At 42.9% G+C, this 16,524-nt stretch carries 16 protein-coding genes; 11 read left to right on the top strand and 5 right to left on the bottom strand.

The genetic code is table 11. From position 1 onward, the window contains the following. Positions 1-141: 141 nt before the first annotated feature. A complete protein-coding gene (gene cbiT / locus V7K98_RS14685) occupies positions 142-744 on the bottom strand; it encodes a precorrin-6Y C5,15-methyltransferase subunit CbiT (protein ID WP_335022978.1) in 603 nt (200 codons plus the stop codon). Positions 745-839: 95 nt separating this feature from the next. On the opposite strand from cbiT, the gene V7K98_RS14680 reads away from it, so the two are divergent. The 3 genes from V7K98_RS14680 (at position 840) to tatA (ending at position 3,832) form a co-directional block, all read left to right on the top strand. Then, complete coding sequence (locus V7K98_RS14680) at positions 840-2,264, top strand: serine/threonine protein kinase (RefSeq protein ID WP_335022976.1); 1,425 nt, start codon at positions 840-842, stop codon at positions 2,262-2,264. 165 nt (positions 2,265-2,429) lie between these two features. Further along, positions 2,430-3,512, top strand: coding sequence for a DNA-methyltransferase (locus V7K98_RS14675; RefSeq protein ID WP_335022974.1), 1,083 nt, complete (start codon positions 2,430-2,432; stop codon positions 3,510-3,512). Between the two features lie 146 nt (positions 3,513-3,658). Further along, positions 3,659-3,832 (top strand): twin-arginine translocase TatA/TatE family subunit, encoded by a 174-nt coding sequence (tatA, locus tag V7K98_RS14670; protein ID WP_094344717.1) that lies wholly within the window; start codon positions 3,659-3,661, stop codon positions 3,830-3,832. Positions 3,833-3,889: 57 nt separating this feature from the next. Here tatA and cphA read toward each other — a convergent pair whose 3' ends face one another. Further along, a complete protein-coding gene (cphA, locus tag V7K98_RS14665; RefSeq protein ID WP_335022969.1) occupies positions 3,890-6,595 on the bottom strand; it encodes a cyanophycin synthetase in 2,706 nt (901 codons plus the stop codon). A 377-nt stretch (positions 6,596-6,972) separates the two neighbouring features. Then, positions 6,973-7,836, bottom strand: a complete 864-nt coding sequence (locus V7K98_RS14660) for a cyanophycinase (RefSeq protein ID WP_012412065.1) — start codon at positions 7,834-7,836, stop codon at positions 6,973-6,975. A gap of 538 nt (positions 7,837-8,374) precedes the next feature. Here V7K98_RS14660 and trmD point away from each other — a divergent pair. From trmD to argH, 7 genes are all read left to right on the top strand, one after another. Further along, positions 8,375-9,106: a tRNA (guanosine(37)-N1)-methyltransferase TrmD gene (gene trmD, locus V7K98_RS14655; protein ID WP_335022967.1), complete on the top strand. Its 732-nt coding sequence runs from the start codon at positions 8,375-8,377 to the stop codon at positions 9,104-9,106. Continuing rightward, on the top strand, positions 9,046-9,210 hold the full coding sequence (locus V7K98_RS14650) for a histidine kinase (protein ID WP_335022965.1): 165 nt from the start codon (positions 9,046-9,048) through the stop codon (positions 9,208-9,210). Before trmD ends, V7K98_RS14650 begins: the two co-directional genes overlap by 61 nt. Before the next feature lie 10 nt (positions 9,211-9,220). Then, on the top strand, positions 9,221-9,706 hold the full coding sequence (ispF, locus tag V7K98_RS14645) for a 2-C-methyl-D-erythritol 2,4-cyclodiphosphate synthase (RefSeq protein ID WP_335022963.1): 486 nt from the start codon (positions 9,221-9,223) through the stop codon (positions 9,704-9,706). 63 nt (positions 9,707-9,769) lie between these two features. Beyond that, positions 9,770-11,551 carry an ABC transporter substrate-binding protein gene (locus tag V7K98_RS14640; protein ID WP_335022961.1) on the top strand — a complete coding sequence of 594 codons (1,782 nt, stop codon included), beginning with the start codon at positions 9,770-9,772 and terminating at the stop codon, positions 11,549-11,551. A gap of 87 nt (positions 11,552-11,638) precedes the next feature. Continuing rightward, positions 11,639-12,427 (top strand): nickel pincer cofactor biosynthesis protein LarB, encoded by a 789-nt coding sequence (gene larB / locus V7K98_RS14635; protein WP_335022959.1) that lies wholly within the window; start codon positions 11,639-11,641, stop codon positions 12,425-12,427. Between the two features lie 106 nt (positions 12,428-12,533). Then, positions 12,534-12,740 (top strand): hypothetical protein, encoded by a 207-nt coding sequence (locus V7K98_RS14630; protein ID WP_335022957.1) that lies wholly within the window; start codon positions 12,534-12,536, stop codon positions 12,738-12,740. Between the two features lie 75 nt (positions 12,741-12,815). Next, a complete protein-coding gene (gene argH, locus V7K98_RS14625) occupies positions 12,816-14,201 on the top strand; it encodes an argininosuccinate lyase (RefSeq protein ID WP_335022955.1) in 1,386 nt (461 codons plus the stop codon). Between the two features lie 173 nt (positions 14,202-14,374). On the opposite strand, the gene V7K98_RS14620 is transcribed toward argH, so the two are convergent. Continuing rightward, the gene (locus V7K98_RS14620; protein ID WP_012412073.1) at positions 14,375-14,542 is read right to left on the bottom strand and encodes a hypothetical protein; all 168 of its coding nucleotides are present in this window, start codon (positions 14,540-14,542) and stop codon (positions 14,375-14,377) included. Between the two features lie 406 nt (positions 14,543-14,948). Continuing rightward, positions 14,949-15,440 carry a PEP-CTERM sorting domain-containing protein gene (locus tag V7K98_RS14615; protein WP_335022953.1) on the bottom strand — a complete coding sequence of 164 codons (492 nt, stop codon included), beginning with the start codon at positions 15,438-15,440 and terminating at the stop codon, positions 14,949-14,951. 522 nt (positions 15,441-15,962) lie between these two features. Between V7K98_RS14615 and V7K98_RS14610 the strand changes: the two genes are divergently transcribed. Then, the gene (locus tag V7K98_RS14610; RefSeq protein WP_335022951.1) at positions 15,963-16,457 is read left to right on the top strand and encodes an NUDIX hydrolase; all 495 of its coding nucleotides are present in this window, start codon (positions 15,963-15,965) and stop codon (positions 16,455-16,457) included. The last annotated feature ends 67 nt before the right edge of the window (positions 16,458-16,524 follow it).

The raw sequence follows: 16,524 nt of genomic DNA, 5'->3' as shown, positions 1-16,524 counted from the left end.
TTCATTCATTCATTCATTCATTAATCAGTTACTCTTTCTTCCTCTAATTCCCTTGTTTCCCTTATTACCCCTACTATTCATCTCAATTTTGCCCCTTATCTTGCTACCTCTTCCAATGCCCCATGCCCCATTCCCAATTCCCTAATCCAGTTTCTCACCACTGAGGATAAAAATGGGATCAACGGCGGTAAAGGTTTGAGAAAAGCCGCGCGTCTCTAGGCGGTTAACCGCAGACTGCACTACTTCGATATTTCTAGCCCTTAACAGAGAAAAGCTCTGAGAAATAGCATACAGACTCTCTAGATTAGCAGCTGTAGCTACAACCCGACCGGATGGTGGCAAATAATGCCATGCTGCTTGTAGAATTTCCTGAATGGGTCTTCCTCCCTCGATACAAATACGGTGAGGAGCAACCTTAAGATTATGTAAACACTCTGGGGCGCTACCTTCAATTACTTCGACGTTTTTCACATCAAAGCGATCGCAATTACGCTTGATCAGATTAGCTACTTCTTCATCCCTTTCGATAGCAATAATCTTACCCTTTGGACACAATAGCCCCACTTCTACGGGAATTGTACCTGTTCCTGCGCCAATATCCCACAACACAGAATCTGATTTTAGTCGCAGTTGGGCAATTAATAATAGTCGGACTTCTCGCTGACTCAGGGGAATTCCTGGCAAATGCTCGAATAAGTCATCAGGAATACCAGGAGTAATATAAGGCCAAAGTTGGGAGGGCATAGAATTACGCAATTATACTAAAAATATCGATTTGTCAAAATTGAAAAGTCATAATCTCTAAAAACTTTTCAAACGTAGCATTATAAGAAACCATAATGATTGGCGAAATATTAAGCGCTCGCTATGAAGTTCAGCAGCTATTAGGAAAAAAAGCAGGACGGCGGACACTTGTAGCTCGTGATTTGAATACTCAGGAATTAGTCGTTATCAAGTTACTCTCTTTTGGTAGTGACTTTGAATGGGACGATCTCAAGCTGTTTGAGCGAGAAGCCGAAACTCTCAAATCTTTGTCACATCCCTTAATACCCCGCTATTTAGACTATTTTGAGGTAAATTCAGCGACAATCAAGGGATTTGCCCTAGTACAAAGTTATATCCCAGCAAAAAGTTTAGAGCAATACTGCCAATCTGGGAGGACTTTTACCGAAGCAGAAGTCAAACAGATAGCCAAAGCACTTTTAGAAATTCTCGTTTACCTACATGGTTTATATCCGCCTGTTATCCACCGTGATATTAAGCCTAGCAATATTTTATTGGGAGAGCGTTCTGGTAACAGTGTTGGTCAAGTTTACCTAGTTGATTTTGGTTCGGTACAAACTGTCCTCGCTACAGAAGGGGGAACTAGGACTGTGGTGGGAAGCTATGGCTATATGCCACAGGAGCAATTTGGCGGACGCACGGTTCCGGCTTCCGATCTTTATAGCTTAGGTGCAACTTTAATTTATTTAGTGACGGGTACTCATCCAGGCGATTTACCCCAAAAGGATTTCCGCATTCAGTTTGAACAAGTGGCTAATTTAAGTCCCGGCTTTAGCAATTGGTTAAAGTGGATGATTGAACCCAGTTTAGAACGACGTTTAAGTTCTGCTACCGAAGCGATGTCTACGACGGGCTTTACCTACGCAGCTTTAGAGAAAGCACAAACAACAAACTTACCTGCTTTGGCTGTGAGCAAACCAGATGGGAGTAAAATTCAATTAACTAAAAATGGTGATTCTTTAGAAATTATCATTCCACCGCCTGGTTTGAATTCATCAATATTATTTACAGGTGTATTTGCGATCGCCTGGAATTCATTTATCCTCTTTTGGACAATTGGCGCTCTTTCCGCGCCTTTTCCTGTCAACATCCCCTTTGCTTTGTTCTCACTTCCTTTTTGGGGTGCTGGCTGTCTGATGGTGTATAAATTTATCTTTAGTTTGTTTGGACGCATCTGTTTACGCCTAAATGCAGAACAAATTGCCCTAAGCAGGGAGTTGTTTAGTTGGAAATTTGAGCGTCCCCGGCCATCACCAAGGAAAAGTGTTAATAAGTTGGTTTACATTCCCAAATACTTTACTAAAGACCCCGAAGGCAATAGAGTTGCTGTTTCAGCACAATTATATATTTGCTCAGGAGTACAAAAATATCAGATTAGTGGAAACGATATCGGCATTAAATCCGAAGTAGAACTTGAATGGTTAGCTAAGGAATTAAGTGAGTGGTTAGGTTTGCCAATTACCAATCCAATGGGAAGTTAGTTGAACAAGCGATCGCTTTCTTTGCTCAACGTGTCCAGTTCTGTATCAACCATACTTGATATAGAGCCTATGTACTATTGTGGCTGATACTTGGTACATTGCCCTATTCATCCAGCAAGATGATACTGTCTTCATAGACCGTACAAATGTACTAAAAAAAATTAGATGAGACTTAATTGTAACCCTTACTACGAAACAAAATTCGGTGCTGCTTATTTAGGAAACAGCCTAGATTTAATGACATATATTCCCAACGAAAGTATCGACCTAATTTGTACTTCTCCACCATTTGCACTGATTCGTAAAAAAGAATACGGAAATGTTGATGCTGATGAATATGTTGAATGGTTTAAAGATTATGCGGCAGAGTTTTACCGTATTCTTAAACCAACAGGTTCACTAGTTGTTGATATTGGTGGCAGTTGGATTAAGGGGATGCCAGTTCGTTCTCTTTATCATTTTGAACTGGTTATTGCTTTGTGCAAAGCAAAAGAAAAAGGTGGACTGGGATTTTATCTGGCACAAGAATTATATTGGTATAATCCAGCAAAACTACCCACCCCTGCTGAATGGGTAACAATCCGTAGGGAAAGAGTTAAAGATTCAGTAAATACAATTTGGTGGCTGTCAAAAAATCCGCATCCTAAAGCTAATAATAGAAGAGTTTTAAAGCCTTATAGTGATGCAATGAAAAACCTTTTAAAAAATGGGTATAAACCAAAAGTTAGACCATCAGGTCATGATATTTCTGATAAATTTGGGAAGGACAGAGGAGGAGCTATCCCTCCGAATATTATTGATGGACGTTGTAGTACAAATAAAGAAGAAATAGGGCAACAAACTCTTATAAAAGAAACTTTATTTGAAGATTTAGTCCAGCCCGTAAATTTGATTTCTGCCTCAAATACTGCTTCCAACGATTATTACCAAAGGCGTTGCAAACAAGAAGGTTTTAAACCACACCCGGCAAGATTCCCTCAAGCTTTACCAGAGTTTGTCATTAACCTTTGTACAGAACCAGGTGATATTGTTTTAGAACCTTTTGCTGGTTCTAATATGACAGGTCGAGTTGCAGAAACTTTACAAAGACGCTGGTTAGCTTTTGAGATTGATGAAAACTACATCAAAAGCTCAAAACTGAGATTTGAAGAAAATGCTCCTTTGGTTGTTGAACCTCAAGCAGATTTACCAGTAATAGCCATAGAAAATGCTGATAAGAACCAGTCAGTACAGTTAGGACTGTTTTAAAGAAGGCGCTCCAACTAATCACAATAGCATTAATTATATTAATACCCTGTTCCTGTAAAAAGGTCGAGCGCTTATCAGTTGTGAAATCATCAGATTTGAGCCATCAATGTCTATATTTAATTACAGATGCTTTTGAGGAAATATCTATGTTTGGACTAGGATGGCCAGAAATCGCTGTAATTAGCATAGTCGCTATTCTAATTTTTGGCCCTAAAAAAATTCCCGAACTGGGTACTGCACTAGGCAAAACCCTACGAGGTTTTAAGGAGGAGATGAAAACCCCCAGTGATGAAACCAATCCAGAACAAGAAAAACAATAGTCAAGAGTCAAGGGTCAAAAACTTTTAAATGCTGAATTTTAGACTCTTGACTTTTCACTACTGTAGTGTATTGACTACAGAAGAAGGTGCGATCCCATTTTGGGAATCGATAGCAGTTGTGCCAGTATTTTGTTGATGTGTCTCTTCTTTCGCTAAACCACGCAGCTTAATTAACTTAATAGCCCTAGTCACGCTTTCTGGTAGAATAACCACCAGGCTGTTATCAGGAGCCATGTCTAAGCCTTTATTGATGGCTTGGGTTTCATCCAAAATTGATTCATAGCGGCTATCAGGCTTCACCTGGGTGATGCCTTGAATAATCAACTGAGCGGCTGATCCCCGTAAACGTCCCCGTGTGTCATCATCTTCTTTAACGATGATGTAATCAAAAATTTGTGCTGCTAATTTGCCCAAAGTCACAAAGTCCTCGTCGCGGCGATCGCCCGGGCCACCAATTACGCCAATCCGTTGTCCTGTAGTCCAGTTCCGCACAAAGGAACCTACAGCTTCGTAACTGGCTGCATTGTGGGCATAATCTACCAAAGCGTGGTAGTTGCCTAAATTAAATAAATTCATTCGTCCCGGCGTTTGACTAACCGAAGCCCGAAAGGTCTTCAAACCAGCCCGAATCTGCTCAATTGTGACGTTTTGCACGAATGCAGCCAAGCTTGCTGCTAAAGCGTTGGCAATCATAAACGGCGCACGTCCGCCCATTGTTAAAGGTATATTTTCCGCTCTTTCTATGCGGTGTGTCCAATCACCTTTAACAATTGACAAATAGCCACTTTCATATACTGCGGCCACTCCACCCTTTTGGATGTGCTTTCGCACCAATTCCGAGTCGGGGTTCATGGTGAAGTAAGCAATATTAGCCTTGGTTTTTTCTGACATGGCAGCGACGCGGCGATCGTCGGCGTTGAGTACGGCGTAGCCATCAGGGAATACGGCTTCCGCTACTACACTCTTGAGGTTAGCTAACTGGTCAATGGTATCTATATCGCCTATCCCTAAGTGGTCAGAGGCTACATTCAATACCACTCCGACATTTGCGGCTTCAAAGCCCAATCCAGAGCGGAGAATGCCACCACGAGCCGTTTCTAATACTGCTACTTCCACCGTGGGATCTTGGAGGATGACGTGGGCGCTTTGGGGGCCTGTGTTATCGCCAGCTTCTACTAAGTAATCACCGATATATGTCCCGTCAGTAGTGGTATATCCAACTACCTTCCCAGTCTGTTTATAAATATGTGCTAGTAGTCGGGTAGTAGTGGTTTTACCATTAGTACCAGTAATGCTGAGGATGGGAATTTGGCTAGATTGCTCGTTGGGAAACAGCATATCCATCACTGCGCCGGCGACGTTGCGGGGAATACCTACACTTGGAGCAACGTGCATCCGAAAGCCAGGAGCAGCGTTAACTTCGACAATTACACCATCCACTTCCCGCAGAGGACGGCCAATATCTGTGGTGACAATATCGAGTCCGGCGATATCCAAACCGATAATCTTGACTACCCGTTGTGCTAACCACAGATTTTCTGGGTGAATTTCATCAGTACGGTCTACGGCGCTACCACCTGTACTTAAGTTTGCCGTTGCCCTGAGATAACAAAGGGTTCCTTTGGGTGGCACACTGTTGAGGGTGTAGCCTTGTCTTTCTAATAATTGGTAGCTGGTGCGGTCTAGTTCAATCTTGGTCAGGACGTTATCATGTCCTTCACCGCGATTCGGGTCGAGGTTTGTTTCCTCAATCAGTTCGGAGATAGTCGATCTGCCATTGCCAATGACGTGAGCCGGGACACGTTCAGCTACTGCGACTACTTTGCCATTTACTACCAGCACCCTGTGGTCGCGCCCAAGGTAATATCTTTCGACGATAATTGACCGGGAAACCTGTCTAGCAGCTTCATATCCGGCTTCCGCTTCTTCCCAAGTTCTGATATCAATGGTGATCCCGCGTCCATGATTGCCATCAACTGGTTTCAGGACGATGGGATAGCCGCCAACGTATTCAATAGCTTGTTCTAAATCGTCTAAAAAGTTGATTACCGTACCTCTGGGTACTGGCGCACCAGCCGCAGCCAGGATGCGTTTCGTGGCTTCTTTGTCGCAAGCTAGTTCTACGCCTAGAATGCTGGTGTTGTCAGTCATTGTGGCTTGCATCCGCTTCTGATTCACGCCGTAGCCTAGCTGAATCAAAAAGCGGGCTTCCAGAGACATCCAGGGAATACCTCTTTTTTCTGCTTCTTTGATAATTGCTTCAGTGGAAGGGCCTAATGAAGCATCACGGGTGAAGTCTTTCAGGTCTTGGATATCTTGCTCTAGTTCTGCTTTGGGATAACGGCCTCGATCGACGATACTCTGGCATAGCCTGACTGCGGCTCGTCCAGCATACCGTCCCGCTTCCTCATTCTGGTACTCGATTACTACTTGATAAATTCCGGGTGTGGCAGTTTCGCGGGTGCGACCAAAGCCAACATGCATACCAGCTAATTCCTGGAGTTCTAGGGCTACGTGTTCTACGATGTGGCCGATCATCGTGCCTTCTTTGACTCGCATCAGAAAACCACCACGACAGCCAGGCGAACAATAATGACCCTCCAGACTCGGCAGCGCCTCAACTAGTCCTTCATAAAAGCCAGGGATTTCATTCGAGGGCGACTCGGCAAGGGTTTCTAAATCGAGGCGCATGACGATCAGCTTGTGGCGTCGAATGCTCCAATAGTTTGGGCCGCGTAAGGTCTGGATCTTGAGGATTCTCATGGGAATAGGTAGATGGAGATTCGGAACCAAAATTCTAGTTTCTTACTGAAATTGACCGCTAAACTGTTTGCAACGAACAGTTTTTTGTTTTTACATAGTATTCTCATCATTTTTCTACAACAAGAAATAAATGTGCGGTCAACCGATTTTAGATTTATGATTTTGGATTAAAAGAGACAATTAGGGTACTTAGCTCTGGTAATTTTAGATTTACGATAGCGTAGCGTCAACGAGTCATCGAGGGGTTTTTAGATTTGTTTCGCCCACTTTCTGGCAGCATCTGCCGAAAAGCTCTTCTTTTTCTAAAATCCAAAATCCAAAATCCAAAATCTAAAATTTGTGGTCAACGTCAGTGTAACCTCAGATACTCCATCCCGTCAGCTGGATATCCGGTGTACGGCAGGCAATACAGTGCGCTGGTACAAGTGGAAGCGATCGCCGTAGCTGAGGATATGGAGACGTAAATTATGTACGGTTAATGGTTCATTAGCACCAACATGGGGTTCGTTGGTGTGGGTGGCCTCAGTGGGATCAACAATGGTGACACTGCCTTTACCCATAACTTGTAACCAACCATCACGTTCAAACACTGCACAAGTATCTTCGTCAATGCCAATACCTAAGCGATCGGGGTGGGCTGCGATCGCACTAATCAGCCGCCCCATCCGATTCCGGTTATGAAAGTGTTGGTCAACGATGACTTCAGGAATAAATCCCAAACCCGTTGCCATATCGACTAGGGAACGATTTGGCGACTCCCCACTCCCGCCGCCAGCAATCATGTGATGTCCCATCACTGCCGCTCCTGCACTGGTGCCTGCTAACGTCAGTTGCCCTGCCCTCACCCTCTGCCGAATAATTTCCATTGCTGGCGTATCTGCCAATACGCCACAGAGACGCAGTTGATCTCCTCCCGTCAAAAATACCCCACTACAGGCTTCTAAGGATGCTTTGATTTGAGAAGCTTCACACTGTTCGCGTTCGCGGATGTCTAAAATTTCTACCTTTTGGGCACCCATTTCTTCAAAAATGCGAATGTACCGACCACCAATGATGGCTGGTTCACGAGAGGCAGATGGAATAATTGTAATATAAGCCTTACTAGCACCGGCACGTCCAAAAAAAGTTCGTAGGATTTCGCGCCCATGAACTTTGTCTTCTGCACCTCCGATAACCAGAACGGCGGTTTTAGTTGCTTGGGGTGTCCTCATTTCTAGCGATTTAGCTTGTAATTGCGGCATTTTGTTTCTCCTGTCAACAACTTCAGGTGAATTTAACAAGTTTAGAAGCCTGGTGATTTTTGCGCTTTGCAACTTTTGAGAGGACACTTTTTGGAAGTTTTGGAACTGGGCAGCCACTCTTCAAATTCTCGCTTAACGCTTGCGAAGCCTTCAGTCTAAACGTGTTTGTTCCCATTTTTCAAAGCTAGGGCCTTGTTTTTCACCTGTCCACTTGCAGCAGGGCAAAATAGTCTTTAGAGGGCTAGATTCCCCCTCTGGGGCTGGGAACGAGCAGGTAAGACTACGCTTTTTTCTGAGGCTGGATCGATGCATCCTGGAAGTTGTTAACTTGATATGATTATTAATTTAAATGTACTTGTGACAACATTTAAACATAAATTAAGTAATTAGAAAAACTTTTGATCCCATCTAAAATCCAATAGTCCTGGTAGTTTTAGATACTATTGATAAAGTTTAACTGGAGTTTGACTCGACCTTTGCTTGGCGGTGTTTGCTAGACATCCAAATTTAAGATTAGTGTCCTCGAATACGAATAACTGTGCGCTTTGATATAGTTACACTTTTTCCTGACTGTTTTAACTCTGTTCTCAATTCGGGATTACTGGGTAAAGCCTTAACCAAACAGATTGCCGAAGTGCATCTGGTTAATCCACGGGACTTTACCACTGATAAGCACCACAAGGTGGATGATGAACCCTACGGCGGCGGTGTGGGGATGCTAATGAAGCCAGAACCGATTTTTAGGGCTGTAGAGTCGCTGCCGATTCTTCCCCGAAGAGAAATAATTTTGATGAGTCCACAGGGGCAAACAATTAATCAACCTCTTTTGAAAGAATTGGTGACAAATTATGACCAGTTAGTAGTTATTTGCGGGCATTACGAAGGAGTAGATGAGCGGGTGCTACATTTGGTAACTCGTGAAGTATCTTTGGGCGATTTTATTCTGACTGGTGGGGAAATTCCGGCAATGGCTTTGATTAATGGTGTAGTGCGACTAATACCAGGAACCGTGGGCAAAACCGCATCCCTCACCGCAGAAAGTTTTGAGGAAGGGTTATTGGACTATCCTCAATATACTCGTCCTGCCGATTTTCGCGGTTTGAAAGTGCCTGATGTCTTACTCAGTGGCAATCATGCAGCGATCGCCAAGTGGCGTTACGAGCAACAAATTCAAAAAACCCGCGATCGCCGCCCCGATCTATTGGAGGAATGGGAGCAGGGGGAGCAGAGGGAGCAGAGGGAGCAGGGGAGCAGGGGAGCAGGGGGATAAGGGAGAATTATTTAACAAGTTTCTTGCCCAATTCCCAATGCCCAATGCCCAATTCCCAATTCCCAATGCCCAATGCCCAATGCCCAATGCCCAATGCCCAATAATAAATAACAAATGACAAAAATTCGTATTGGTAACGGCTACGATATTCATCAATTGGTGAGCGATCGCGCTTTAATTTTAGGTGGAATTCAAATTCCCCATGAACTGGGTTTATTAGGACACAGTGATGCTGATGTGTTAACGCACGCGATTATGGATGCCATGCTTGGGGCATTATCCTTGGGGGATATTGGTCATTACTTTCCGCCGAGCGATCCTAAATGGGCGGGAGCAGATAGTTTAGTACTATTAACTCAAGTACATCAATTGATTCGGGATCGAGGCTGGCAGATAGGAAATATTGACTCGGTGGTAGTAGCAGAACGTCCAAAATTAAAGCCGCATATTAACAACATGCGCGATAAACTAGCAGCAGTTTTAGAAGTAGAACCAAATCAAATTGGCATCAAAGCTACTACCAACGAAAAATTAGGCCCTGTTGGACGTGAAGAAGGTATATGTGCTTATGCTGTCGTCTTGCTAGTTGCTTCCGAATGACTTTTCTTTTAGCCTCTCATAAAGATATTGAAGACTGATTAAGATGGAAATAAATTTGAAGTTATGAAATTTTTTAGAAAAATATTTCTGGAAATTAAACGTTTCTGGTTGCCAATAATTTTGATTTCAGCAACAGCACTTACACTTACTGCATGTAACCCCACTAACTTTAAAAGTGCATCCGCTAAAGTGCCGCAATTGGTAAACGCCATTCTCAGCGATCCCAAAACTTTTAATTATCCTCTTAGTCAAGAGTCTCCAAATGTTTTTCCTCTAATTTATGAGGGGCTAATTGGCCAAAACCCGATAACTGCTAAAGTCGAACCAGCCTTAGCGGAATCCTGGCAAATTTCCGATGATAAATTAAAGATTGTTTTTACCCTACGCCAAGGGTTGAAATGGTCTGATGGTCAGCCGCTAACAGTAGATGATGTGGTGTTTACCTACAACGATATCTACTTTAACGAAGCAATTCCTACAGATGTGAGAGACGGCTTGAGGATTGGTGAAAGTCGGAAGCTACCCACTGTACAAAAAGTGGATGAACGTCGAGTTGAGTTTAGCGTACCGGAACCTTTTAGACCTTTCCTGCTGAGTACTGGTTCTCCAATTTTGCCCGCTCATGTGCTGGAAAAATGGGTAAAAACGAAAGACCAAGATGGGAAACCGATTTTTTTAACACAATGGGGCGTTGATACTCCTCCCGACCAAATTATTGTCAACGGCCCTTACAAAATAGAACGCTACGATACGAGTCAGCGTGTATCTTTCCGACGCAACCCTTACTACTGGCGTAAGGATGCTCAAGGCAATTCTCAGCCTTATATTGAACGGGTAATTTGGCAAATTGTGGAATCTACAGATACTTCATTGCTGCAATTTCGTTCTGGTGGATTAGATACTGTGGCAGTATCACCAGATTACTTTTCTTTGTTAAAGGTGCAAGAAAAGCAGAGTAATTTCACCATTTATAATGGTGGCCCAACATCCAGTACCTCGTTTGTTTGGTTCAACCTCAACAAAGGTAAAAGGGATGGAAAACCACTAGTCGATCCAGTTAAGTCTCAGTGGTTCAATAATGTGCAATTTCGGCAGGCTGTAGCTTATGCAATTGACCGCCAGACGATGATTAATAACACTTTTCGCGGCTTGGGTGTAGCACAAAATTCACCCATTTCCGTGCAAAGCCCCTATTACCTTACCCCAAAAGAAGGGTTAAAAGTTTACGATTATAATCAGCAAAAAGCCAAGGAATTACTACTAAAAGCAGGATTTAAGTACAACAACAATCAATTACTAGATGCTCAAGGAAATCGCGTCCGTTTCTCTTTGCTTACCAATGCTGGAAATAAAATACGTGAGGCAATGGGATCGCAGATTAAACAAGACTTGAGTAAAATCGGCATTCAAGTTGATTTCACTCCGTTAGCATGGAATACTTTTACTGATAAAGTTTCTAACTCATTAGATTGGGAAGCTTCTTTGATGGGTCTAACTGGCGGATTAGAGCCGAATGATGGTGCTAATGTATGGGCACCTGAAGGTGGATTACACATGTTTAATCAGAAACCACAAGCAGGACAAAAGCCGATTCAGGGTTGGGAAATTGCTCCTTGGGAAACGGAAATTGGAAATCTTTACATTCAAGCTGCGCGAGAATTAGACGAAGCAAAAGTTAAAGCGATTTATGCTGAAACACAGAGAATTACTCAAGAAAATTTACCTTTTATTTTCCTGGTTAATCCTTATGCAATGTCAGCCGTGCGTAATCGTTTTGAAGGCATTAAATTCTCTGCCCTTGGTGGTGCATTCTGGAATATTGAACAAATAAAAGTAACTGATTAGGTATTGGGAATGGGGAATGGGGCATTGGGCATGGGGCATTGGTTATTTACAGAGGAAGAATGACAAGTAACAAAGGACAAATAACCAATGACTGATGAAAAAACTTTGCGATCGCTACTCGTTGCGGTTGCTAATGGTAAAGTTACGCCAGATACGGCATTAGACTCGCTCAAAGACTTAACTTATGAATCTGTGGGCGAGTTTGCCAAAATTGACCATCATCGCCAGCTAAGAACTGGTTTCCCAGAGGTGATTTGGGGGCCTGGTAAAACTCCAGAACAAATTGCTCAAATTATGGAGGTGATGCGCCTTCGTAACCCGGTGGTGATGGCAACTCGCGTTGAACCAGCAGTTTATACCGCACTGCAATCAAAAGTTAGCGGTTTGCGATATTACGAATCGGCGCGAATTTGTGCGATCGCTCCCCCTACCATCGAACCACAATTCCAGGGGGAAATTGCCATTCTTTCGGCTGGTACTGCCGATTTACCCGTTGCTGAAGAAGCGGCTGTCACTGCTGAACTTTCCGGCTTCCAGGTACAGCGTCTTTGGGATGTTGGTGTTGCAGGAATTCACCGTTTGCTGAGTAATCGCCACCTGATTGAGTCAGCATCGGTGTTAATTGTCGTGGCGGGGATGGAAGGCGCTTTACCCAGCGTTGTCGCGGGTTTAGCGAGTTGTCCTGTAATTGCTGTACCCACCAGCATCGGTTATGGCGCAAGTTTTGGTGGTTTAGCACCTTTATTGACAATGCTTAACTCTTGTGCTGCGGGAGTAGGCGTAGTAAATATCGATAATGGTTTTGGCGCAGCAGTACTGGCGGGGCAAATTTTGCGAACTGCCGAGAAATTGCGGTTGGCATCGGCTGGATCTTGAGTTAAGACATTAAAGTTATACCCAAGATTTCAGGATATTATCAGTAATTTTTCTGAAAAATAAACTGATCCTGAAATTTGCCACCCCAACCTCTTAATCAGCAAATATGAGCCATTACAGCGATTTGATATCTCAGTTATATTGGCAGTTGCCTGTCAATTTGATGGCATTAGCACAAACAATTACCGATCCAGACGTTATGGGTCAGATGCAAAAAGCTTGGAGCCACTTTATACAGACAGGTCAAGTGTGGGCATTGTTGATTGGTGTAATCATTGGCTATATGGTTCGGAATTTAACTAGCTACGGTTAAAGTAATTTTAGATTTTGGATTTTAGATTGATGATTAATCTAAAATCCAAAATTAATGCCCACTCCCTTGATATTTATGACCAAAGAACAAACTTGGAGCCAGAGATTTGAATCAGCGTTGCATCCAGCGATCGCTCGTTTTAATGCCAGTATAGGTTTTGATATTGAATTAATAGAATACGATCTGACTGGTTCTCAAGCCCATGCCAAAATGCTAGCTCACACGGGCATTATCTCCTCAGAGGAAGGTGAGCAACTGGTTACAGGTTTAGAAGAAATTCGCCAAGAGTACCGTCAGGGTAAATTTCAGCCTGGTGTCGATGCTGAAGATGTGCATTTTGCAGTTGAACGACGACTAACAGAAATTGTCGGCGATGTAGGTAAAAAACTGCATACCGCGCGATCGCGGAATGACCAAGTTGGTACAGATACTAGACTCTACCTCCGCGATCAAATCCAGCAAATCAAAAGCGAATTGCGAGAATTCCAAGGGGTTTTACTGGATATAGCCGAAAAACACGTTGAAACCCTAATCCCAGGCTATACACACCTACAACGCGCCCAACCAGTGAGTTTAGCTCATCACCTCTTGGCATACTTTCAAATGGCGCAACGCGATTGGGAACGCTTAGGAGATGTTTCTCGCCGCGTCAATATCTCACCCTTGGGATGCGGTGCTTTAGCGGGAACTACTTTCCCCATCGATCGCCACTACACAGCCAAACTATTAGATTTTGACGATATTTATGCTAACAGCCTCGATGGAGTGAGCGATCGCGATTTTGCGATCGAATTCTTGTGTGCTGCTAGCTTGATTATGGTTCACCTCAGCCGTCTTGCCGAAGAAGTCATTCTTTGGTCATCTGAAGAATTCCGCTTTGTCACCCTTAAAGATAGCTGTGCCACAGGTTCCAGTATCATGCCCCAAAAGAAAAACCCCGATGTACCAGAATTGGTGCGGGGGAAAACGGGGCGTGTATTTGGTCATCTCCAGGCAATGCTGGTGATTATGAAAGGGCTACCCTTGGCATATAACAAAGACTTGCAAGAAGACAAAGAAGGTCTATTTGATAGCGTTAAGACAGTCAAAGCCTCTCTAGAAGCAATGACGATTTTGCTCAGGGAGGGTTTAGAATTTCGTACCCAGCGTTTAGCAGAAGCTGTAACCGAAGATTTTTCTAACGCTACCGATGTAGCAGATTATCTTGCAGCGCGGGGCGTTCCTTTTCGGGAAGCCTACAACCTTGTAGGTAAGGTGGTAAAAACTAGTATTGCCGCAGGTAAACTCTTAAAAGATTTGAAATTGGAAGAGTGGCAACAACTACATCCGGCATTTGCAGCAGATATTTATGAAGCAATATCCCCTCGTCAAGTAGTCGCAGCCCGCAACAGTTACGGTGGTACTGGCTTTTTACAGGTTAGCAAAGCACTCATAGCCGCCCGCGCTCAAATAGATCGATAGGGGGAATGGGGATTAGGGGCGTGGGGAGAATGAGGGAGATGAGGGAGAGAATGAGAATAACCCAATTCCCAATTCCCAATTCCCAATTCCCAATTCCCAAAAATAAATAAAGGCGTACATTTGTACGCCCTAAAAGATAAATAATCTAAATAAAAAGGATTTAAGCAGACAGCTTAGTCAGTGTCAGCTGCTGTTGCTGCGCCTTCTTCTTCTTCACTCTTCGGTGGTCTTTGTTGGAACCTTCTCTGCATTCTTCCTGTCGTAGTTCGTTTACGAAACTTTCTGGCATACGCCTGGTTCCGTAGCGCCTTTTCTTTTTTCGGGTTACGGCGCTTGGCCATGTTCACCTCATTAAATAAACAACAAAAGAGTAGCAACTAGGCATCACGTAGGCAATATTAGCTACCAATATTATTGATATACTTGTAGCCTAGTGCAGCAATCAATACACTTTAAACAGTGTACTAGTCTACCGCATTTGACCTTACTTTGTCAATAAAAATTTTAAATAGTCCCCACCAGCTAGACGTTGCTACTTTATTCCTTAGACCTGAACCGAGTAACTTGTTTTCACCTCCATCATTCAACCCAAACTGGAGTACATACAAGAAAAATTTACTGTTTTTCCCTATTCGGGCAATAATGCATTTTGTTGATGGTTTGAGGAAAATTTTTCAAGCTTATTCTCAGTTAATTTTGGATGGCTTAAAGAGTAGCGAGGGCAAATAAGCTAGGGATATAGGTGTGTTAAGGGGTAATTATGGTTGCAGAAAAACTAATAGGTAACTCACTATCTTCCGTCCCCAAATTTTCAGAACCCGGTGTCAGTGGTGGCGCAGAAAAAACTTCTAAATAACTTGGTGTTGGCAAGAAACTAGCAAAAAGCGGACTAGAATAGTTTCCCCCCGATGTAGAATACCCAAAACCATCACGGGTTAACTGCTGAGTATTAAGACTAATTAAATTGTTAACATCAAAAGGTTCGTTTCCTGGTATTGGAGTCTCTACAGGTTGTAGACCAGTAATTGTTTCACCATTTCGTGTACCAGTAATTTTCAAAATCTGATAAAAACCCAAATCGTTAGGGGTGTTATCAGTGGTAAAAGTACCAATTGCCTCTATACCAGTACCAGAATAATTCCACTTCCAAGTTAAAGCAGAGGCGGCTTCCATTGTACCGAAAACCAATCCAGATATGATAGTGAAGACTATGGCAGATATTAGAGCTAGATTTTTCATAGATATTTTTTGGGCGATCGCAGTTTTTGTAAAGGATTTTCGTATATTAAGCTTAATTATCAAGAATTTGGTGGCAATCTCAAGTGCGGCTTAATTATCTCTTCATAATTCAGAATTTAGGCTTAATTATTCAGATTAATTTTTTGAAAGTTTCCTGAAAAAATATTAATGATAGCTAATTTGAGCAAGGCTAATGTTATTTATATAGGACTTACGCAAAACTACACGCGGTAGGGGCAATTCGTCAATTGCCCCTACCTGAAACTCAAGCTTTGGGCTATTTTTTGCGTAAGTCCTATTATAAAGTGAAAAGTTTTTTGACTTAACAGATATCATGTATATATAAATACAGTGCTTCTATTGAAACTTGATGTTAATATTAATAATATTCTACGTAAATCGTCAGAATAAAATCTCAACCCACAAACATTTTTGTATAAAACAAAACTCAACGAAAATTTTATGAGTTGAGTTGATGTAAGTGGTAGAGAAATATAGAATACAACATATAAATTTTGAAGATTGAACGTTATTGCTTTTTTTCCGTCAGCAGTCCAGTCCACACGTAGCTTATGGCGTATTGGACAAACAGTATTGGGTATTATATTTCGTCATCCCATTACTGGCACTAGTATCATCCCAATTTTACCCGACGGTCGGATAGTACTGATCCGGCGGCGTGATGATGGTCTTTGGGCATTGCCTGGAGGCATAGTCGATTGGGGAGAAGATATTCCCAACACAGTCCGCCGGGAATTGGTGGAGGAAACCGGGCTAGAATTGCTCAAAATTAACCGTTTGGTAGGAGTTTACTCTGCACCAGACCGCGATCCCAGAATCCACTCAATTTGTATTGTGGTTGAAGCCGAGGTACATGGGACAATGGAAACTCAGGATTCTTTAGAAGTGATGGAAATCCAAGCTTTCTCTCCCAATTTTCTACCTTTAGGACAGATGTCTCATGACCATACTCGGCAGTTGCAAGACTACTTGAATGGCTTGACAACACTGGCATAATAATATTTTGTCAATGGTCATTTGTCCTTTGTCATTTGCCGCAAAATTTCTGATTTAAGGAAGCCTC

This window comes from Nostoc sp., from assembly GCF_036917435.1.
In the GTDB taxonomy this organism is placed as follows: Bacteria; Cyanobacteriota; Cyanobacteriia; order Cyanobacteriales; family Nostocaceae; genus Nostoc.
This window is presented reverse-complemented; position numbering and strand designations above follow the sequence as displayed.